General features: G+C 70.3%; 15 protein-coding genes. 4 read left to right on the top strand and 11 right to left on the bottom strand.

The window, feature by feature from the left end; all coding sequences use genetic code 11:
- The first annotated feature begins 6 nt into the window (after positions 1-6).
- Positions 7-1,023, top strand: coding sequence for a TIGR03842 family LLM class F420-dependent oxidoreductase (locus ACODT5_RS10525; RefSeq protein ID WP_422518908.1), 1,017 nt, complete (start codon positions 7-9; stop codon positions 1,021-1,023).
- A 16-nt stretch (positions 1,024-1,039) separates the two neighbouring features.
- Here the strand turns inward: ACODT5_RS10525 and ACODT5_RS10520 are convergent, their stop codons facing one another.
- The 11 genes from ACODT5_RS10520 to ACODT5_RS10470 form a co-directional block, all read right to left on the bottom strand.
- Positions 1,040-1,561, bottom strand: a complete 522-nt coding sequence (locus tag ACODT5_RS10520) for an SMI1/KNR4 family protein (protein ID WP_422518907.1) — start codon at positions 1,559-1,561, stop codon at positions 1,040-1,042.
- 13 nt (positions 1,562-1,574) lie between these two features.
- Positions 1,575-3,020, bottom strand: coding sequence for an FAD-dependent monooxygenase (locus ACODT5_RS10515; RefSeq protein WP_422518906.1), 1,446 nt, complete (start codon positions 3,018-3,020; stop codon positions 1,575-1,577).
- A gap of 91 nt (positions 3,021-3,111) precedes the next feature.
- Positions 3,112-4,284 carry an MAB_1171c family putative transporter gene (locus ACODT5_RS10510; protein WP_422518905.1) on the bottom strand — a complete coding sequence of 391 codons (1,173 nt, stop codon included), beginning with the start codon at positions 4,282-4,284 and terminating at the stop codon, positions 3,112-3,114.
- Complete coding sequence (locus ACODT5_RS10505; protein ID WP_422518904.1) at positions 4,281-4,859, bottom strand: toxin-antitoxin system, toxin component; 579 nt, start codon at positions 4,857-4,859, stop codon at positions 4,281-4,283. The genes ACODT5_RS10510 and ACODT5_RS10505 overlap by 4 nt, the downstream gene beginning before the upstream one ends.
- A gap of 177 nt (positions 4,860-5,036) precedes the next feature.
- Positions 5,037-6,299, bottom strand: coding sequence for an NADH:flavin oxidoreductase/NADH oxidase family protein (locus ACODT5_RS10500; protein ID WP_422518903.1), 1,263 nt, complete (start codon positions 6,297-6,299; stop codon positions 5,037-5,039).
- 132 nt (positions 6,300-6,431) lie between these two features.
- Positions 6,432-7,613: an MAB_1171c family putative transporter gene (locus ACODT5_RS10495; protein WP_422518902.1), complete on the bottom strand. Its 1,182-nt coding sequence runs from the start codon at positions 7,611-7,613 to the stop codon at positions 6,432-6,434.
- A 40-nt stretch (positions 7,614-7,653) separates the two neighbouring features.
- Positions 7,654-8,862: an MAB_1171c family putative transporter gene (locus tag ACODT5_RS10490; protein ID WP_422518901.1), complete on the bottom strand. Its 1,209-nt coding sequence runs from the start codon at positions 8,860-8,862 to the stop codon at positions 7,654-7,656.
- Positions 8,863-8,864: 2 nt separating this feature from the next.
- Positions 8,865-9,530: a hypothetical protein gene (locus ACODT5_RS10485; protein ID WP_422518900.1), complete on the bottom strand. Its 666-nt coding sequence runs from the start codon at positions 9,528-9,530 to the stop codon at positions 8,865-8,867.
- A 108-nt stretch (positions 9,531-9,638) separates the two neighbouring features.
- Positions 9,639-10,250, bottom strand: a complete 612-nt coding sequence (locus ACODT5_RS10480) for a hypothetical protein (protein ID WP_422518899.1) — start codon at positions 10,248-10,250, stop codon at positions 9,639-9,641.
- Between the two features lie 250 nt (positions 10,251-10,500).
- Positions 10,501-11,781, bottom strand: coding sequence for a cation:proton antiporter (locus ACODT5_RS10475; RefSeq protein WP_422518898.1), 1,281 nt, complete (start codon positions 11,779-11,781; stop codon positions 10,501-10,503).
- Between the two features lie 5 nt (positions 11,782-11,786).
- On the bottom strand, positions 11,787-12,257 hold the full coding sequence (locus ACODT5_RS10470; protein WP_422518897.1) for a cation:proton antiporter regulatory subunit: 471 nt from the start codon (positions 12,255-12,257) through the stop codon (positions 11,787-11,789).
- Between the two features lie 296 nt (positions 12,258-12,553).
- Between ACODT5_RS10470 and ACODT5_RS10465 the strand changes: the two genes are divergently transcribed.
- The 3 genes from ACODT5_RS10465 to ACODT5_RS10455 all read left to right on the top strand — a co-directional run bounded on the left by ACODT5_RS10465 (position 12,554) and on the right by ACODT5_RS10455 (position 14,664).
- The gene (locus tag ACODT5_RS10465) at positions 12,554-13,513 is read left to right on the top strand and encodes a sensor histidine kinase (RefSeq protein WP_422518896.1); all 960 of its coding nucleotides are present in this window, start codon (positions 12,554-12,556) and stop codon (positions 13,511-13,513) included.
- Positions 13,510-14,178 (top strand): response regulator transcription factor, encoded by a 669-nt coding sequence (locus ACODT5_RS10460; protein WP_422518895.1) that lies wholly within the window; start codon positions 13,510-13,512, stop codon positions 14,176-14,178. The genes ACODT5_RS10465 and ACODT5_RS10460 overlap by 4 nt, the downstream gene beginning before the upstream one ends.
- Before the next feature lie 156 nt (positions 14,179-14,334).
- On the top strand, positions 14,335-14,664 hold the full coding sequence (locus ACODT5_RS10455; RefSeq protein WP_422518894.1) for a hypothetical protein: 330 nt from the start codon (positions 14,335-14,337) through the stop codon (positions 14,662-14,664).
- Positions 14,665-14,716: the final 52 nt, after the last annotated feature.

Here is a 14,716-nt window from a genome sequence, read left to right as displayed (position 1 = left end):
CCATGCATGGACTTCGGCCTCGTCCTGCAAACCGACCCGCCGGCCTCCCAGGTCGTCAGCCTCATGAAGCGCGGCGAGCGCAACGGCTTCCGCTACGGCTGGACCTTCGACTCGGCGGTCCTCTGGCAGGAACCCTTCGTCATCTACAGCCAGATCCTGGCCAACACGCAGCGCATGCACGTGGGTCCGATGGTCACCAACCCGGGCACCCGCACCTGGGAGGTCACCGCCTCCACCTTCGCGACGCTGAACGACATGTACGGCAACCGCACGGTGTGCGGGATCGGGCGCGGGGACTCGGCGATGCGGGTCGCCGGGCGCGCGCCCAACACCCTGGCCCGGCTCGGCGAGGCCATCGACGTGATCCGCGACCTGGCGGAGGGCCGTGAGGCGCAGGTCGACGGCAACCCGATCCGGATCCCCTGGATCACGGACGGGAAGCTGCCCGTCTGGATGGCCGCGTACGGGCCCAAGGCCCTCGCGCTCGCCGGCCAGAAGGCCGACGGGTTCATCCTCCAGCTCGCGGACCTCTACCTCACCGAGTGGATGGTCAAGGCGGTCCGCCAGGCCGCCGTGGAGGCCGGCCGCGACCCCGACTCGATCACCATCTGCGTGGCCGCCCCGGCGTACGTCACGGCCGACGACTCGGCGCAGGCCCTGGCCCACGCCCGTGACCAGTGCCGCTGGTTCGGCGGCATGGTCGGCAACCACGTTGCCGATCTCGTCTCCCGCTACGGCGAGCACTCCTCGATGGTTCCCGAGGAGCTCACCGAGTACATCAAATCCCGGCACGGCTACGACTACAGCCACCACGGCCGCGCCGGGAACCCGTCCACCGACTTCGTCCCCGACGAGATCGTCGACCGCTTCTGCCTGCTCGGCCCGGCCGAGGCGCACATCGAGAAGCTGCGTGCCCTGCAAGCCCTCGGCGTCGATCAGTTCGCCCTCTACGACATGCACGACGCCAGGGAGGCGACGATCGACGCGTACGGCCAGCACGTCATTCCGGTGCTGCGCGACTGACGAACCGGGCCGGTCTTCAGGGCAGGAACTCCCAGAACGGCCGGTCGGGCGCAAGGGTGTGAGAGCACAACGTCACGTCTCCGCCCCCGAGATAGGCCAGCAGCCACTCGCTGAAGGTCATCTGGTGGAGAGTCCACGACGGAGAGTCCATCTCCTGAACCAGGACGCGCCAGGGCGACGACGGTTCACGGGGAACACGGAGGAAGACCATTTCCCCCGTCGTGGCCGTCGCCACCGGCATCAGCTCACCGGGGTTCGCCCCGGCCGGACTCGGCAGGAACTCGGCCATGTCCTCCTCGCGCCAGAGTTCGAGGTCCAGCCTGATGTCCTTTCCCAGGTTGTGCAGCAGATGGCCGGCGGGGTGCTTCAGATACAGCTGTCCGTTGATCGAGATCGAACCGTAGGCGTCCACGATCTCGCGGAAGTCCGCGGGGAATTCGATGCCGAGTTCCTGCTCGAGTCCGGTCCACGGTGCGGGGTCCGACCAGTTGAACCCCGGTTCGCCCAACAGGGCTTGTATCTCCGAAAGCGCTGCCACTTCCAGGTCCCTTCTAGTCGGAGGTCTTGATCTTCTCCGCTCGGCGGAGCGGCTCCCGGTCCAGGATGCTCTGCTCTCTCGTGGTGAGCGCGGGACCGTCGAGCAGGGGTTTGCGCAGGCCGCGTGCCGCGGCGACCAGGACGTCGGGGGCGCCGAGTACGGAGGCGGGCTTCTGCATCGTCATGACGTCCGTGAGTGCCTTGACGACGAGGAAGTTCCCGATGGCGGTGTGGCTCAGTCGGTGGACGTAGCGTGCTGCGAGCTTGTCGGCCAGGTTGGGCGTCTTGCCGACGGCACCCGGATAGAAGCGGTCCTGGCCGACGGCGAGCAGCCAGGCCGCGGCAGCGGGGCGGGCCATCGCCTTCTGGGCCCGGGCGGCGAACCCGGGCGCCGTCACGGGCGTCTTCGCCGCGGTGTCGCGCAGGGCCAGCGCGCCGAGGGCGGCCGCGGACATCCCGTGGCCGTAGACGGGGTTGAGGCTGGTGGCGGCGTCGCCGAGGACGATGAAACCGGCGGGCATGGAGGCCTTCTCGAAGCGCCGCTGCCGGTTGGCGGTCCGGCCGTAGACGACGACGTCGCTGATCGGCTCCGCACGGGCGAGGAATTCGGCGGCCAGCGGGTGGCGGACTCCTCTGGCGAACTCCTCGAACAGGTCCTCGTCGGCGCTCGGTTCGCCGCCGCGGGTGCCGGAGATGCTGACGTGCCACTGACCGTCTTCAATGGGGATGATCGAGACGACCTGGCCGGGCCTGCCCTGCCGCGGGTCGGCCTGGATGTGGATGACGGGCCAGTCGGATTCGGCGCCCCGAGGGGCGCGGTAGCGGCGGCTGGCGTACCGTACGCCGGCGTCCACGACGGTCTCGCTCACCGCGGGGGCGCCGATCTGCTCGAGCCACTCCAGGACCTTGGAGCCACGACCGGTGGCGTCGATGACGAGGTCGGCGTCGATCGTGCTTTCCTCGCCGCTCTCGCTCCGCACGTGCACGCCGCACACTCTCGAGGCGCTGCCCGCCAGCGCGGTGACGGTCGTGCCCGTGCGCACGCCGACGTTGGGGATCTCCAGGGCCGCGGCGCGTATGCCCCAGTCGACGAGGTCACGGCTGGCGCCGATGAGGTAGTGGGTCTCGGTCCACCGCCGGAACCAGCCCGCGGCCGAGTAGGAGACCATGCCGTTGGGGATCGGCACCCGGTGGGCTCCGGCCCCCAGCCACCGGTCGGTCGTACCGGGAAGCAGGGCTTCGATCGCGTCGGCGCCGCCCGACCACAGCATGTGGGCGTGGGCCGCCTGGGGAAGTCTGGGCCGGGGCTCTGCGGTATCGGGCAGCTTTTTGTCGCGTTCGAGGATGAGGACGTCCGCGAAGTGGGGTGCGAGTGCGGCGGCCGCGAGTGTACCGGCAAGGCTGCCGCCGAGGATGACGGCGCGGGTGGTGCCGGTAGTGCCGTGGGGCTGCTGGGTCATCGTGTGTTGCTCTCTAGGACTGCCGCTTCGCGGGTGGCTCGGACGACGGGGAGTATCGACAGAGGCTGGGAAAGGATCAAAGGCCGACCGTTCACGGGGAACGCCGTCCTGGCGGGACTTCCGCGGTCCGGCGGTGAAGGGCTCCGTACTGGCGGGAGATGCGGGCGATGCCCCTGGTGCCGGTGCCGAGCACGGCGCTGAGTGCGGCCGTGCCTGGTTCCGGGTACTCCACGCCGCTCTCCGCAGCGGATTCCTTGGACTCGATGGCGGCCGCGATCATCACGGCCGCGGCCGCTGCCCATGCCTCTTTGGGGCAGACCCCCTCGTCGAGCGCCCTGTCGTGATGTGCCGTCATGATCTCAAGGTCGCAGTACGGGGCCAAAGCCAGTAGATCATCGTAGATATCCGTTTCGCGATCGAAGAGCCGGGATCCGAGCGATGGCCACCAGCCGGCCGACGCCGGCAGGCCCATCAGGGTGCGCAGCCTGCGCCACAGCGGCCCCATCCACCGGTAGGTCTGCCAGGTCTCCCAGGCCTCGGCCAGGCGGCGGCCCTGGGGCAGCAGGAAGCCGGAGGTGGTCAGGACGGCTCCGACACTGGCCAGGGGCGGGGCGACGTCGGTGCTGAGGAAGTCCCAGTCGCCGCCGGCCCAGCGGGCGACGACGGCCGCGGCCTTGGCGAGCCCGAAACCGGTGCTGAAGACGAAGCCGGCCACGAGGGTCAGCAAGCCGGCCCGGAGCCACCCGCCGACCACGCGCGACCACCGCCAGCACATGACCGGTACGACCATGCCGACGACGATGTGCCAGGAGAGGTAGATGACGATCATTTCGCGGATCCAGGGCGTGGACGCGTAATGGGTGTCGAGGTCCCGGAGGCGTTCCTCCGGGGCATCGCCCAGGACGAAGCACAGGGCGATCAGGGCGACCACCGCGCCGCAGACGGTGAACCACCGGCGCACGACGCGTTGAACCTCGGCGCCGAATCCCTCGCGCCAGTAGGCGAGGAGCACGATGCAGCACGTGTTGAACACGCTGAGGATGGCGTAGACCAGCGGCGCTGAGACGTTCGGCAGCCCCACCCATCGGTTGACCACGGTGATCGTGGGGGGCGCGGCGAAGGCGAATCCGGCGCTGGCCATGAGGAGCAGTCCCGCGACGGCCCGGGCCATGGGGTTGCTCCACTGCCGGATCAGTCCGGGGAGTTTGGAGAGGAAGGCGATGCCCAGGGCGGCAGTCGGGATGTAGTAGTCCGAGCCGTTCACCAGCCGTTGCCGAGAGAGGCCTGGATGCGGGCAGCCGGGCCGTGGAGGACCCGCTGCGCGGAGTCGGCTTCGACCAAGTGGCGGAACCGCCGGCCGAGCATGCGGCCGTACTGCTCGGCCTCGGCCTCGTCGCCCCCCGCGGCGTGCGTCCGCGCGGCGACGAGACGTACGGCTTCGTCGAGGTCCGCCGGGGTGAGGACGTCGTCACCGATCAGGCGCGTGGCGACCTGCGCACCCAGGACGTACGTACCGCAGTGGCCCTTGATCATGTGCCAGATCTCGTGCCCCAGGATGACCAGGGCATGGAAGGGACTGGTGCTCTTCGCGACGACGATGACGTCTTCGGTCTCGCGGTCGAGCCAGAGCCCCGAAACGGTACCGAGGCCCTGCGGGAAGTCCCGGCGCACGATGCGCACGGGCCGTCCGGGATCGCCGCGGTGGTCGGTGAGATGCACGGCTATTCGGTCGATCAGCTCGGTGATGTCGCGGGGTGCGGGCTCACCCAGGCCGGCGTACAGCTCGTCGCACAGCCGTACCATCTCCTGCTCCAGCCGCCGGTTCCTCACGATTCTCATCCCTGACTCCTCACCTGCGCATTCCATGCCGTTCGGCGTTGATCCGTGTTCCCCTGCGGGTCCGGCGTGGGCGTGCGCCCACTTCGGACCCGGCTGCACGTCCAAGATTAGGCTCAGGAGGAGCCGCATCGAGGCCGGGGTTTCGGAGAAACCCCGGACGGCGATGAACCGATGAGGTCAGCCGCTGAGCGGCATGGTCGCCTCCGGCGCCGGGTTCTGGGAAAGCCACTGCCCGTAGGTCCGGGTCATCCCCCGGTTCCGCAGCGTGTCGCGGATGAGGGCGAAGCGCGCGGAGGTCCGGGCACGAGGGGGCAGGCCGCGGGAGATGCGGCTCATGTGCGCCCGTACGACGGCCAGTACGCCCGCGCTGGCGATGTCCTTGTCCCGCCAGTCGAGGCGCGGTGCTGCGACCTCGATGTCATCGCCCTCCTGCCAGCGCGTGGGCAGGTCGGGGTGGAGGGCGAGGGCGGTGGCCAGCCCGACCATCGCGAATCCGCTCGTCAGGACCCGCTCGGCGGAGGCGCGCCGGCCGATTCCCCCCGTCAGCATGAGCGGCACGGGCGCGGACGCGACGAGCCGCTCGGCGATCGCGAGGAAGTAGGCCTCGCGGCCGAGCTTCCTGTCATCGGCCGTGCGGCCCATGGTCGCCGCGCTCTCCATGCTTCCGCCGGAGAGTTCCACCAGGTCCACGCCGAGGCCTTCGAGGGACGCGAGGACCTGTTCCACCTCGTCGACGTCGAAGCCGCCGCGCTGGAAGTCCGCAGTGTTGATCTTGATGCTGACGGCGAAGTCCGGGGACACGACCGCGCGAACGGCCCGCACCACCTCCACGAGCATCCTCGCCCGGTTCTCCAGGCTGCCGCCCCACTGGTCGGTACGGCGGTTGACCAGGGGGGAGAGGAACTGGCTGAGGAGGTAGCCGTGGGCCGCGTGGATCTGGACGCCGTGGAAGCCGCTCTCCTGCGCGAGACGTGCCGTTGTGGCGAACCGGCCGATCGTGGCCCGGACGTCCTCCTCGGTCATCGCCGTCGGGCGGGCGAAGACGCTCGTGTGCTTCCCCATGCTGACGCCGATGTCGGACGGCCCCCACGCGACACCGCCCAGGTCGGAGCGGACCTGCCGGCCCGGGTGGTTGATCTGCATCCACACCTGGCCGCCCTCCGAGCCGGCCGCCGCGGACCAGCGACGGAAGGGCTCCAGGTCGGTTTCGGCGTCGAGCACGATCGTTCCCGGAGACGTGAGGGCCCGCCGGTCGATCATCACGTTGCCGGTGATGATCAATCCGCTCCCGCCGCGGGCCCAACTGCGGTACAGCTCCTCGATCTCCGGCCCGGGCAGCTGGCCGGGCTGGCGGGCGAGGCTCTCCTCCATGGCGGCCTTGGCTATCCGGTTGGCAATGCGGGCGCCGCTCTGCAATACGAGAGGTGTGGACAGGTGCATAGAAGATTCCCCTCTGGTTTTCGTCACGTGACGTCCGGCTGTGGCGCGCGTGTACGGTGCCATTCTCGGTCCATGTCCGGCCCGGGCCGGGACGGGTCCCGGCTCAGCGGGCTCGCGGACCGTGCGCCGAGGTCATGCGCCGTGCTCTGCCCTTGCCGTGGACCGCCGCGCCGCTTCGACCTGCGGGGAGCGCAGCATGGCCGCGGACATGTCCACGAGGTCTTCGGAATCCTCGATGGAGCTGACCGTCCATCGATGCTCGGGAGCGAGGGCGGGCACGGCGCAACCCTTCTGGACGACCGCGCGGGCGATCACGGAGGCATCGGCTTCGCCGCGGGCACGGCGGACCTCGGAGTGCTCGGCCAGGGCCAGCGCGTAGACCTCCGTGCCGGCCGACCGGTCGAACCAGGGCGTCAGCCGCAGTATCGCGTCGAAGATGTCCCTCTCGCGCTGCATGAGCCGGCGCTCCACGGGCTGCCACCACGGCATCGGCGGTGGACTCGCGGGCGGTATCTCCGGGCGGATCTCCAGCCAGAGGGGCTGCAGCCGGCGGAAGCGGCGAAGGGCCCGCCACCGGGAGCCCACGCCTTGTCCGATGGGCGGGAGCATGAACCCTGCGAAAATGAGCGCGGCGCTGAAACCGGCCAGGGAGAAGGCGGCGTTGGTGCTCAGCGAGTCCCAGTCGTGGCCGAGCCAGCGGGCGACGATGGCCGTGAACTTCAAGAGGTCGTAGCCGAACATGCACACCGCCCCGGCGGTGATGAGCAGCAGCCCGGCCTTCAGCGTGCCGGGGACCTGCCTCGACCAGCGCAGGCAGAGGAGCACCATGGTGACGGCCGCGACGCTGTGCGCCGCCAGGTAGAGAAGGATCATTTCGCGGATCCAGGGCGTGCTGGAGTAGTAGGTGTCCAGGTCCCGGAGCCGCTCGACCGGTGCGTCGCCCAGCGCGAACAGGGTCCATATGGCGACGATCACCGCGGCGTAGGTGGTCAGGCACAGCCGTGTCTGCCGCAGGGTGACGCGCGCGTCCTCGTTTCCCCGCCAGTGGATCAGCAGCACGATGCTGATGCCGTCGAACGCGCTCAGGATCGAGTACACGATGGGCGCCGCGACGTTCGGTATGCCGAGCATCTCGTTGATGACCGCGAGGTTCGGGGGAGCGGCGGTGACGAACAGGAACGCGGCGACGAAGAGGGTCGCCGCGACGGCCCTCAGGAGCGGGTCTCCGGGGTTCTTCCGCAGCGCCCAGAGTTTGACGGCGGTGGCGACGATGAAGCCGGCGGCCACGGACAGATACGCCGTTCCCGCGTTCACCAGCGGCTCCCACGAGTCCCGTGGGGGAGGGCGGACATGTTCAGTTGCCCTCGGAACGGACGCCGCCGCCGACGGTCAGGTCGGAGCGGCGGATCTTGGAGAACTGGATGCTCAGCCGGGCGAGACCGTTCGTTCCCGACACACGGGTGTCGATGGTGGCGCCCGCTTCGGCGGCGATGGCGGCCGCCCCGGACGACGCCTTCCCGGCGGCCTCCGCAGCGGCCAGGGCGGCGTGGATCGTAGCCGCTTCGGCGAAGATGAGCGCCGCCTCCGGCTCGCAGCCCTGCGAGGAGGCGTAGCGCTCGGCCGCCTCGCGGTGGCTGCCGTCCAGGTGGGGCGCGAGATTGAGCAGGCGATCGGAAATGTCGGTGGACCTGGCCATCGCCCGGATCTCCGGCGACGAGGTGAAGCGGACCCAGGTGGGTTTCCCGGGTCCCGCGAAGGGCTCGAGCGCACGCCAGAGGGGTTCCATCGCCCGGTAGGCCCGCCAGGACCCCCACATCGATCCCAGCCGCGGCCCGACGACGGGGACCAGGAAGCCGATCGTCGTCATGCCGGCGCCCAGTCCCGCGAGGGGCGGGGCGACGTCGGTGCTGAGCGAGTCCCATCTGTCCGTACCGGCCCAGCGGGCACCGACGGCCAGGAATTTGAGCAGTGCGAACGACAAGCCGATGCTGAACGCGGCTACGAGGATGAGCAGGCCCCAGTGGGTCCACGCCGCCTGGAGGTCCCGGAGCTCACGGGCCCACCGCCAGCATTTCGCCGCCACCACGAGACTCATGGCGATGTGCGAGGTCAGATAGAGCACGATCATCTCCCGCACGTACGGGGTGTTCGCGTAGAAGGTGTCGAAGTCGCGCTGCTGCTCGATGGGCACGCTGCTGAGGTAGAAGAGGACGCAGAACGTCGCGATCATCACGGCGGTCGCCGCGATCCACATCCTGGTGTGCCTGCGGAGGATCTCCTCGGGCCCCCCTCGCCAGTGGATGAGGAGCACGATCGAGCCGCACGACAGGCACGACAGGATGCAGTAGACGATGAGCGCCGAGATGTTCGGGACACCGGTGAGCCGGTTGACCCGCTCGATCGTCGGCGGAGCACCGAACACGAAGCCTCCCGCCGAGGCCGCGAGGATCACGAAGATCGACTTCGACATCGGCGAGTTCCAGCCGCGCCAGAACGAGGGGGACTTCACCACCAGGGCGATCGCCAGGACGCCGGCGGGAATGTAGTAGTCCGATCCGGTCATGCTCAGTAGCCTCTGCCTATGCTGGACTGGATCCGGCCTGCCAAACCGGTTGTCGGCACGGCGCCGCACCCTTTCAGACACTCTCGCAGCCGGGCTCCCATCTGCAGCCCGAACTCCTCCGCGTCGATTTCCTCCTGGGTCTCGACGTGGCTCCTCGCCGCCAGGGCGACCAGGTCCTCGCCCGCCAGTTCGCCACCGAGCGACCTGGCGGCAGCCGCGGCGACGTCGGGGTGGGACCCGTGGGACAGGCACTCTCCCATCAAGGCGTGCCACATCTCGTGCGCAAAGATCACGAACTGGTGAAGCGTGGTCGTCTGACTCTCGACGATGATGACGATCCGGTCGTCGAACTTCGCCGTGAGGCCGCTGGCCGTCTCCTCGGGGAACTCGCGGAAGTACAGGAGGACCGGATGGAACGGGAGCGCGCGGTCCTCGTTGAAGCGCCGCTCGACATCGGCCCTCAGCACCGCGAACAGGCTGTCCGGATCCGAGGGGATCGGCTTGTCGAGACCCGCGAGCACCGCGTCGCAGAACTTCGCGACCCTCCGCACGGTGGAACGCCGCGCCAAGTGGGCCCTGGGTGCGGCGAGCAGGCCCTGATGGGACGGCAGCCTGTCGAGAGTCGCGAGTACCCCCTTGTGAAAGCCCGCCATCTTCCCCTCGTTCATCCGAATGCCCCCACTGTGAGTTCCCCTCCGACGGGCGGTGAAGCCGCGGCCCGCCCTGCTGCTAACGGTGACTGAGGGTCAGGTCAGTCGCTGCGCCCGCACCAGACCCTAGGGTCCGGAGTCTTCTCGTGTGATCGCGTCCATGAAGGCCATCAAGGCCGTCTCCAGGCTCGGGGACAGCTCCTTGTCGCCGAGGCGGAGCTGGACCTGCATGGCGTGGCGATTCCTCACGGCCGCGGAAGGGTTCCTGAGGAACGCCGTGAGGTTCGGGATGACCTTGCTGTCCAGAACCCGTTTCACGGCCTCCGGCGGCGTCTGGGTGAAGTACTCCATGGGGACGTCGAAGAACTTGGCGAGGCCGGCGCCGTGCCAGATGTTGGGCGTGCTGTGGTTCAGCAACTTGCCGTGCCACTGCGGGGTCATCCCACTGCCCGCGGCGATCTCGGCGGTCGTGTACGGACGCCGGCAGCCCGTGTTCTTGTCCACGGTCAGCCGGGTTTCCCTGAGGAACACGATGCGGCGGGCCAGCTCGGCCGCGGCGCTCCCCGGCGCTTCGACGGGCTCGCCGTCGAGCAGGCGCCGGATGTCCGCCTCCGGAAGGGAGCTGTGGAAGGAGAGGTCCCGCAGGTTGAAGACCGACGCCCGGTCGAGTCCCGCCTCCGACTGGAGCTCCTCGACCTCTCTCACGGTCCTGGCGAGGTGCTCGTACCCGTCGCTCACAGACCCTCCCGGTGGGTTGGAAGGGGAACTTGTGGTTGAGACGAGCCCGCAGCCCCCGCTGTCACTAGATCACGGAACGGTCGGGTCCGCAATGAAATGATCGTTTCACGCGCAGGGTAGCAGGTGCCTTCCTGAGGGCACCGGGGGAGTGCCCATCGGCTGGGTCCGATGATGTCCGATGTGCGCCAACACCCCTGGGGGGAGAGGGGTTTCGCGGGTGAGAGGAAGGTCCCGCGCGCGCCGTCCTCGCTCACGCACGGCCGGCCGGGTCCTGGGCCGGGTCCTGCGCCTGGTCCCGGGCCTGCTCCTGGGGGTCCTGCGGGGGTCCCGGCTGCGCGGGCACCGCGGCCAGGGTGGCTGCGGCGGCCGGCCGGCTGCGGCGGCTGCCGGCCCAGGCGGCCACGGGTTCGGTGTAGCGGGCCGTGAGGGGCCCGATCACCACGAGGATCAGTACGTACGCGGTGGCGAGCGGGCCCAAGGCGGGTTCGATGCCGGCGGTGACGGCGAGGCCCGCGATGACGATGGAGAACTCCCCGCGGGCCACGAGCGTGCCGCCGGCCCGCCAGCGCCCCTCGACCCCGATCCCGGCGCGCCTCGCCGCCCAGTACCCGGTGGCGATCTTCGTACCCGCCGTGACCAGGGCGAGCGCCAGCGCGGGCAGCAGCACGGGCGGGATGCTCGCGGGGTCGGTGTGCAGGCCGAAGAAGACGAAGAACACGGCCGCGAACAGGTCCCGTAGCGGGCTGAGCAGCGTGTGGGTGCCCTCCGCGACCTCCCCGGAGAGGGCGATGCCGACGAGGAACGCGCCCACCGCTGCCGAGACTTGGAGCTGCTGGGCGATGCCCGCGACGAGCAGGGTCAGGCCGAGGACCACGAGGAGGAGCTTTTCCGGGTCGTCGCTGGAGACGAAGCGGGAGATGTGGCGTCCGTAGCGGACCGCGACGAACAGGACCGCACCGGCGACACCGAGGGCGATGGCCAGCGTCGCGCTGCCCGCGGCGAGGCTCACGCCCGCGAGGAGGGCGGTGATGATCGGCAGGTAGACCGCCATCGCGAGGTCTTCGAGGACCAGGATGGACAGGATGACCGGAGTCTCGCGGTTGCCGACCCGGCCGAGGTCCCCCATGACCTTGGCGATGACCCCGGAGGAGGAGATCCACGTGACGCCCGCCAGGACCACGGCCGCCACCGGGCCCCAGCCCATGAGCAGGGCCGCGACCGCGCCGGGCACGGCGTTCAGGGCGAAGTCGACCAGCCCGGCCGGGTACTGGGTCTTGAGGTTGGAGACCAGATCCGACGCGGTGTACTCCAGGCCGAGCATGAGCAGGAGGAGGATCACGCCGATCTCGGCGCCGATCGCGACGAACTCCTCGCTCGCCCCCATGGGCAGTAGCCCGCCCGTGCCGAAGGCCAGGCCGGCCAGGAGGTAGAGGGGGATGGGGGAGAACTTCAGGCGTCCGGCGACCCGGCCGAGCAGGCCCAGCCCGAGGATGATCGCGCCGAACTCGATGAGGAACACGGCGGAGTGCACGGGTGTCACTCCCGACCGAGTATCGCGGCGGCCGCGTCGACGCCCTCGCGGGTGCCGATCACGATGAGGGTGTCCCCGCCCGCCAGCCGGAAGTCCGGCGCGGGCGAGGGGCGGGCCTCCGCGCGGCGCAGTACGGCCACGATCGAGACGCCCGTCTCGGTCCGCATCCGCGTCTCGCCCAGCACCCGCCCGTTCCAGTGCGAGTGCGCGGACAGCTCGATCCGCTCGGCCACCAGACCGAGGTCGGTGGTGTGCAGGACGTTCGGACTGTGGTGGGCGGGCATCAGCGCGTCGATCAGCGAGGCCGTCTCCGGGCCCGTCAGGTGCAGGGACTGCGCGCAGGCGTCGGGGTCGTCGGCGCGGTAGACGTTCACGGTCCGCGTGCCGTCGCGGTGCGCGACCACCGACAGGTGGCGGCGCTCGCGGGTGGTGAGGTCGTACTGGACCCCGATGCCGGGCAGTGGTGTGGTGCTCATCCGTGGAGCAGGCACAGCTGTCCCCCCTCGTGTTCGCTTTCGTACGTGATGCGTGGTGCCGTTACGGCGGACCCTTGTTCTCGGGCAGGAGAGGGCCGCTCGGCGGCCCCATCGTGCCATTTTCCGGGCGGCCGGAATCTGGGTGCCGGCACGGATGGACAGGGGCCCGACAAGACGAAAGGCTGTCCGGGTCACCAGTCCCGCCGCAGGTCACAGACGGTGCGGCGGAGTGCTGACGGGGATGGTGGAAGTGAGCGCGCCGATCGGGCGGTGGGGCAACGAGAGGAGAGGCTGACATGTCGCTGTACTGGCGGATCTTCCTGCTGAACGCCGCCGTCCTCGTCGCGGCCGTGTCGCTGCTGCTCGGCCCGGTCACCGTCTCCACCCCGGTCCTGTTCGGCGAAGCCGTCGTCCTGCTCGGGGGGCTGGCCGCCATGCTGATCGCGAACGCCGTTCTGCTCCGCGTCGGCCTGGCACCCCTGGACCGGCTGACCCGGGCCATGAGCGCGGTCGACCTGCTTCGCCCCGGCGGCCGGACCCGCGTGGAGGGCCCCGGCGAGGTCGCGGAGCTGACCACCTCGTTCAACGCGATGCTCGGCCGGCTGGAGGCCGAGCGCGCGACCAGCAGTGCCCGGGCCCTCTCGGCGCAGGAAGCCGAACGGCGCCGCATCGCCCAGGAGCTCCACGACGAGGTCGGCCAGACCCTCACGGCCGTCCTGCTCCAGCTCAAGCACGCTGCCGACCGGACCCCGTCCCCCCTGCGCGAGGAGCTCCGCCAGGTGCAGGAGACCACCCGCACCAGCCTGGACGAGATCCGGCGCATCGCCCGGCGCCTGCGCCCGGGCGTGCTGGAGGACCTCGGCCTGCAGAGCGCGCTGCGGGCGCTCACGACGGAGTTCACCACCACGTCGCTCTCCGTACGGCACTTCATCGCGCCGGGACTGCCCGAACTGGACGAGGCCACCGAACTCGTCCTCTACCGGGTCGCCCAGGAAGCCCTGACCAACGCGGCCCGCCACGCGGGCGCGAGCGACGTCGAGGTACACCTCTCCAACCGGCCCGCCGGAGCGGTACGACTCCTCGTGCGGGACAACGGTGCGGGCATCCGCCTGGCCGCCGAGAGGGCCGGCCTTCAGGGCATGCGCGAACGCGCCCTGCTGATCGGCGCCGATCTCGCCGTCGGAGGCGGCCCGCACGGCGGAACCGACGTACGCCTGGACGTCCCCACGGGCAGGACCGGTGAGAGCCGCCGATGACCACACCGCGACCGGCCGCTCCGACCCGGGTCCTGCTCGCGGACGACCACGCGCTCGTCCGGCGGGGCGTACGGCTCATCCTCGACGCCGAGCCGGACCTGACGGTGGTCGCCGAGGCCGGCGACGGAGCCGAAGCCGTCGCCCTGGCCCGTACACAGGACATCGACCTCGCCGTCCTGGACGTCTCGATGCCCCGCATGACCGGTCTCCAGGCCGCCCGGGAACTCTCCCGGCTGCGGCCGGAGCTGCGCATCCTCATCCTGACGATGTACGACAACGAGCAGTACTTCTTCGAGGCCCTCAAGGCCGGAGCCGCCGGCTACGTCCCCAAGTCCGTCGCCGACCGCGACCTCGTCGAAGCCTGCCGCGCGGCGATCCGGGACGAGCCCTTCATCTACCCGGGCGCCGAGACCACCCTGATCCGCAACTACCTCGACCGCGCCCGCGGGCGCGATCCGCTGCCGGCCCGGGCGATCACCGAGCGCGAGGAGGAGATCCTCAAGCTCGTGGCGGAAGGCCACTCGTCCAAGGAGATCGGGGACCTGCTGGTGATCAGCGCGAAGACGGTGGAGCGCCACCGGGCGAACCTGCTCCAGAAGCTGGGGATGCGCAACCGCCTGGAGCTGACCCGCTACGCGATCCGGGTGGGCCTGATCGAGCCGTAGGAACGGTGAGGCCGCCGGGGACGATCGCGGGCAGGGGCATGGTGGCGCGAGGCGGGGGCAGATGCCCTCCACGGCAGAGATCGCCGGGCCCCGCGTGTCGCCCGTCGGTTCGCACGACGCGTGGGACCCGCTGGAGAAAGCAGAGGCACAACCGCCATGACCGAGGACGCCGCGAACGAGCCCCACACCCCCTCCGACGCGGAGCGCGAGGCCCGCGCCCGGGTACGGGAGCAGGCAACCGGCCTGACCCACCACGACACCGCGTCGGCACTCGAAGCCGCGGAAGCGGCCGCCGAGGAGGCCTCGGGCGATCTGGAGAACGCCGACGCCGCCACCCGCGGCGCCGTCGCGGAATGGCGGCGCATCACGGAGCTGCTCTTCGACCACGGCGGCCCCTACTCGCCCGGTACGGACGCGTTCGTCCAAGGCCAACTGGCCGCGCGCGAGGCCCATGCCGACGCCGAGGGGGACTCGGGAAGGCCATGAGAGGGGGCGGGAAGCGCGTCCCCGTCAGAACAGCGAGTTGTTGCCGTGCAGC

Origin of the sequence: Streptomyces tatrensis (genome assembly GCF_049310065.1) — a bacterium.
In the GTDB taxonomy this organism is placed as follows: domain Bacteria; phylum Actinomycetota; class Actinomycetes; order Streptomycetales; family Streptomycetaceae; genus Streptomyces.
Note: the sequence above shows the minus strand (reverse complement) of the source record. Positions and strands in the feature narration are given on the sequence as shown.

Coding starts and splice junctions, on each gene's coding strand:
- ACODT5_RS10525 (WP_422518908.1), top strand. CDS start 7: ATGGACTTCGGCCTCGTCCTGCAAACCGACCCGCCGGCCTCCCAGGTC.
- ACODT5_RS10515 (WP_422518906.1), bottom strand. CDS start 3,020: ATGACCCAGCAGCCCCACGGCACTACCGGCACCACCCGCGCCGTCATC.
- ACODT5_RS10505 (WP_422518904.1), bottom strand. CDS start 4,859: ATGAGAATCGTGAGGAACCGGCGGCTGGAGCAGGAGATGGTACGGCTG.
- ACODT5_RS10500 (WP_422518903.1), bottom strand. CDS start 6,299: ATGCACCTGTCCACACCTCTCGTATTGCAGAGCGGCGCCCGCATTGCC.
- ACODT5_RS10490 (WP_422518901.1), bottom strand. CDS start 8,862: ATGACCGGATCGGACTACTACATTCCCGCCGGCGTCCTGGCGATCGCC.
- ACODT5_RS10485 (WP_422518900.1), bottom strand. CDS start 9,530: ATGAACGAGGGGAAGATGGCGGGCTTTCACAAGGGGGTACTCGCGACT.
- ACODT5_RS10470 (WP_422518897.1), bottom strand. CDS start 12,257: ATGAGCACCACACCACTGCCCGGCATCGGGGTCCAGTACGACCTCACC.
- ACODT5_RS10465 (WP_422518896.1), top strand. CDS start 12,554: ATGTCGCTGTACTGGCGGATCTTCCTGCTGAACGCCGCCGTCCTCGTC.
- ACODT5_RS10460 (WP_422518895.1), top strand. CDS start 13,510: ATGACCACACCGCGACCGGCCGCTCCGACCCGGGTCCTGCTCGCGGAC.
- ACODT5_RS10455 (WP_422518894.1), top strand. CDS start 14,335: ATGACCGAGGACGCCGCGAACGAGCCCCACACCCCCTCCGACGCGGAG.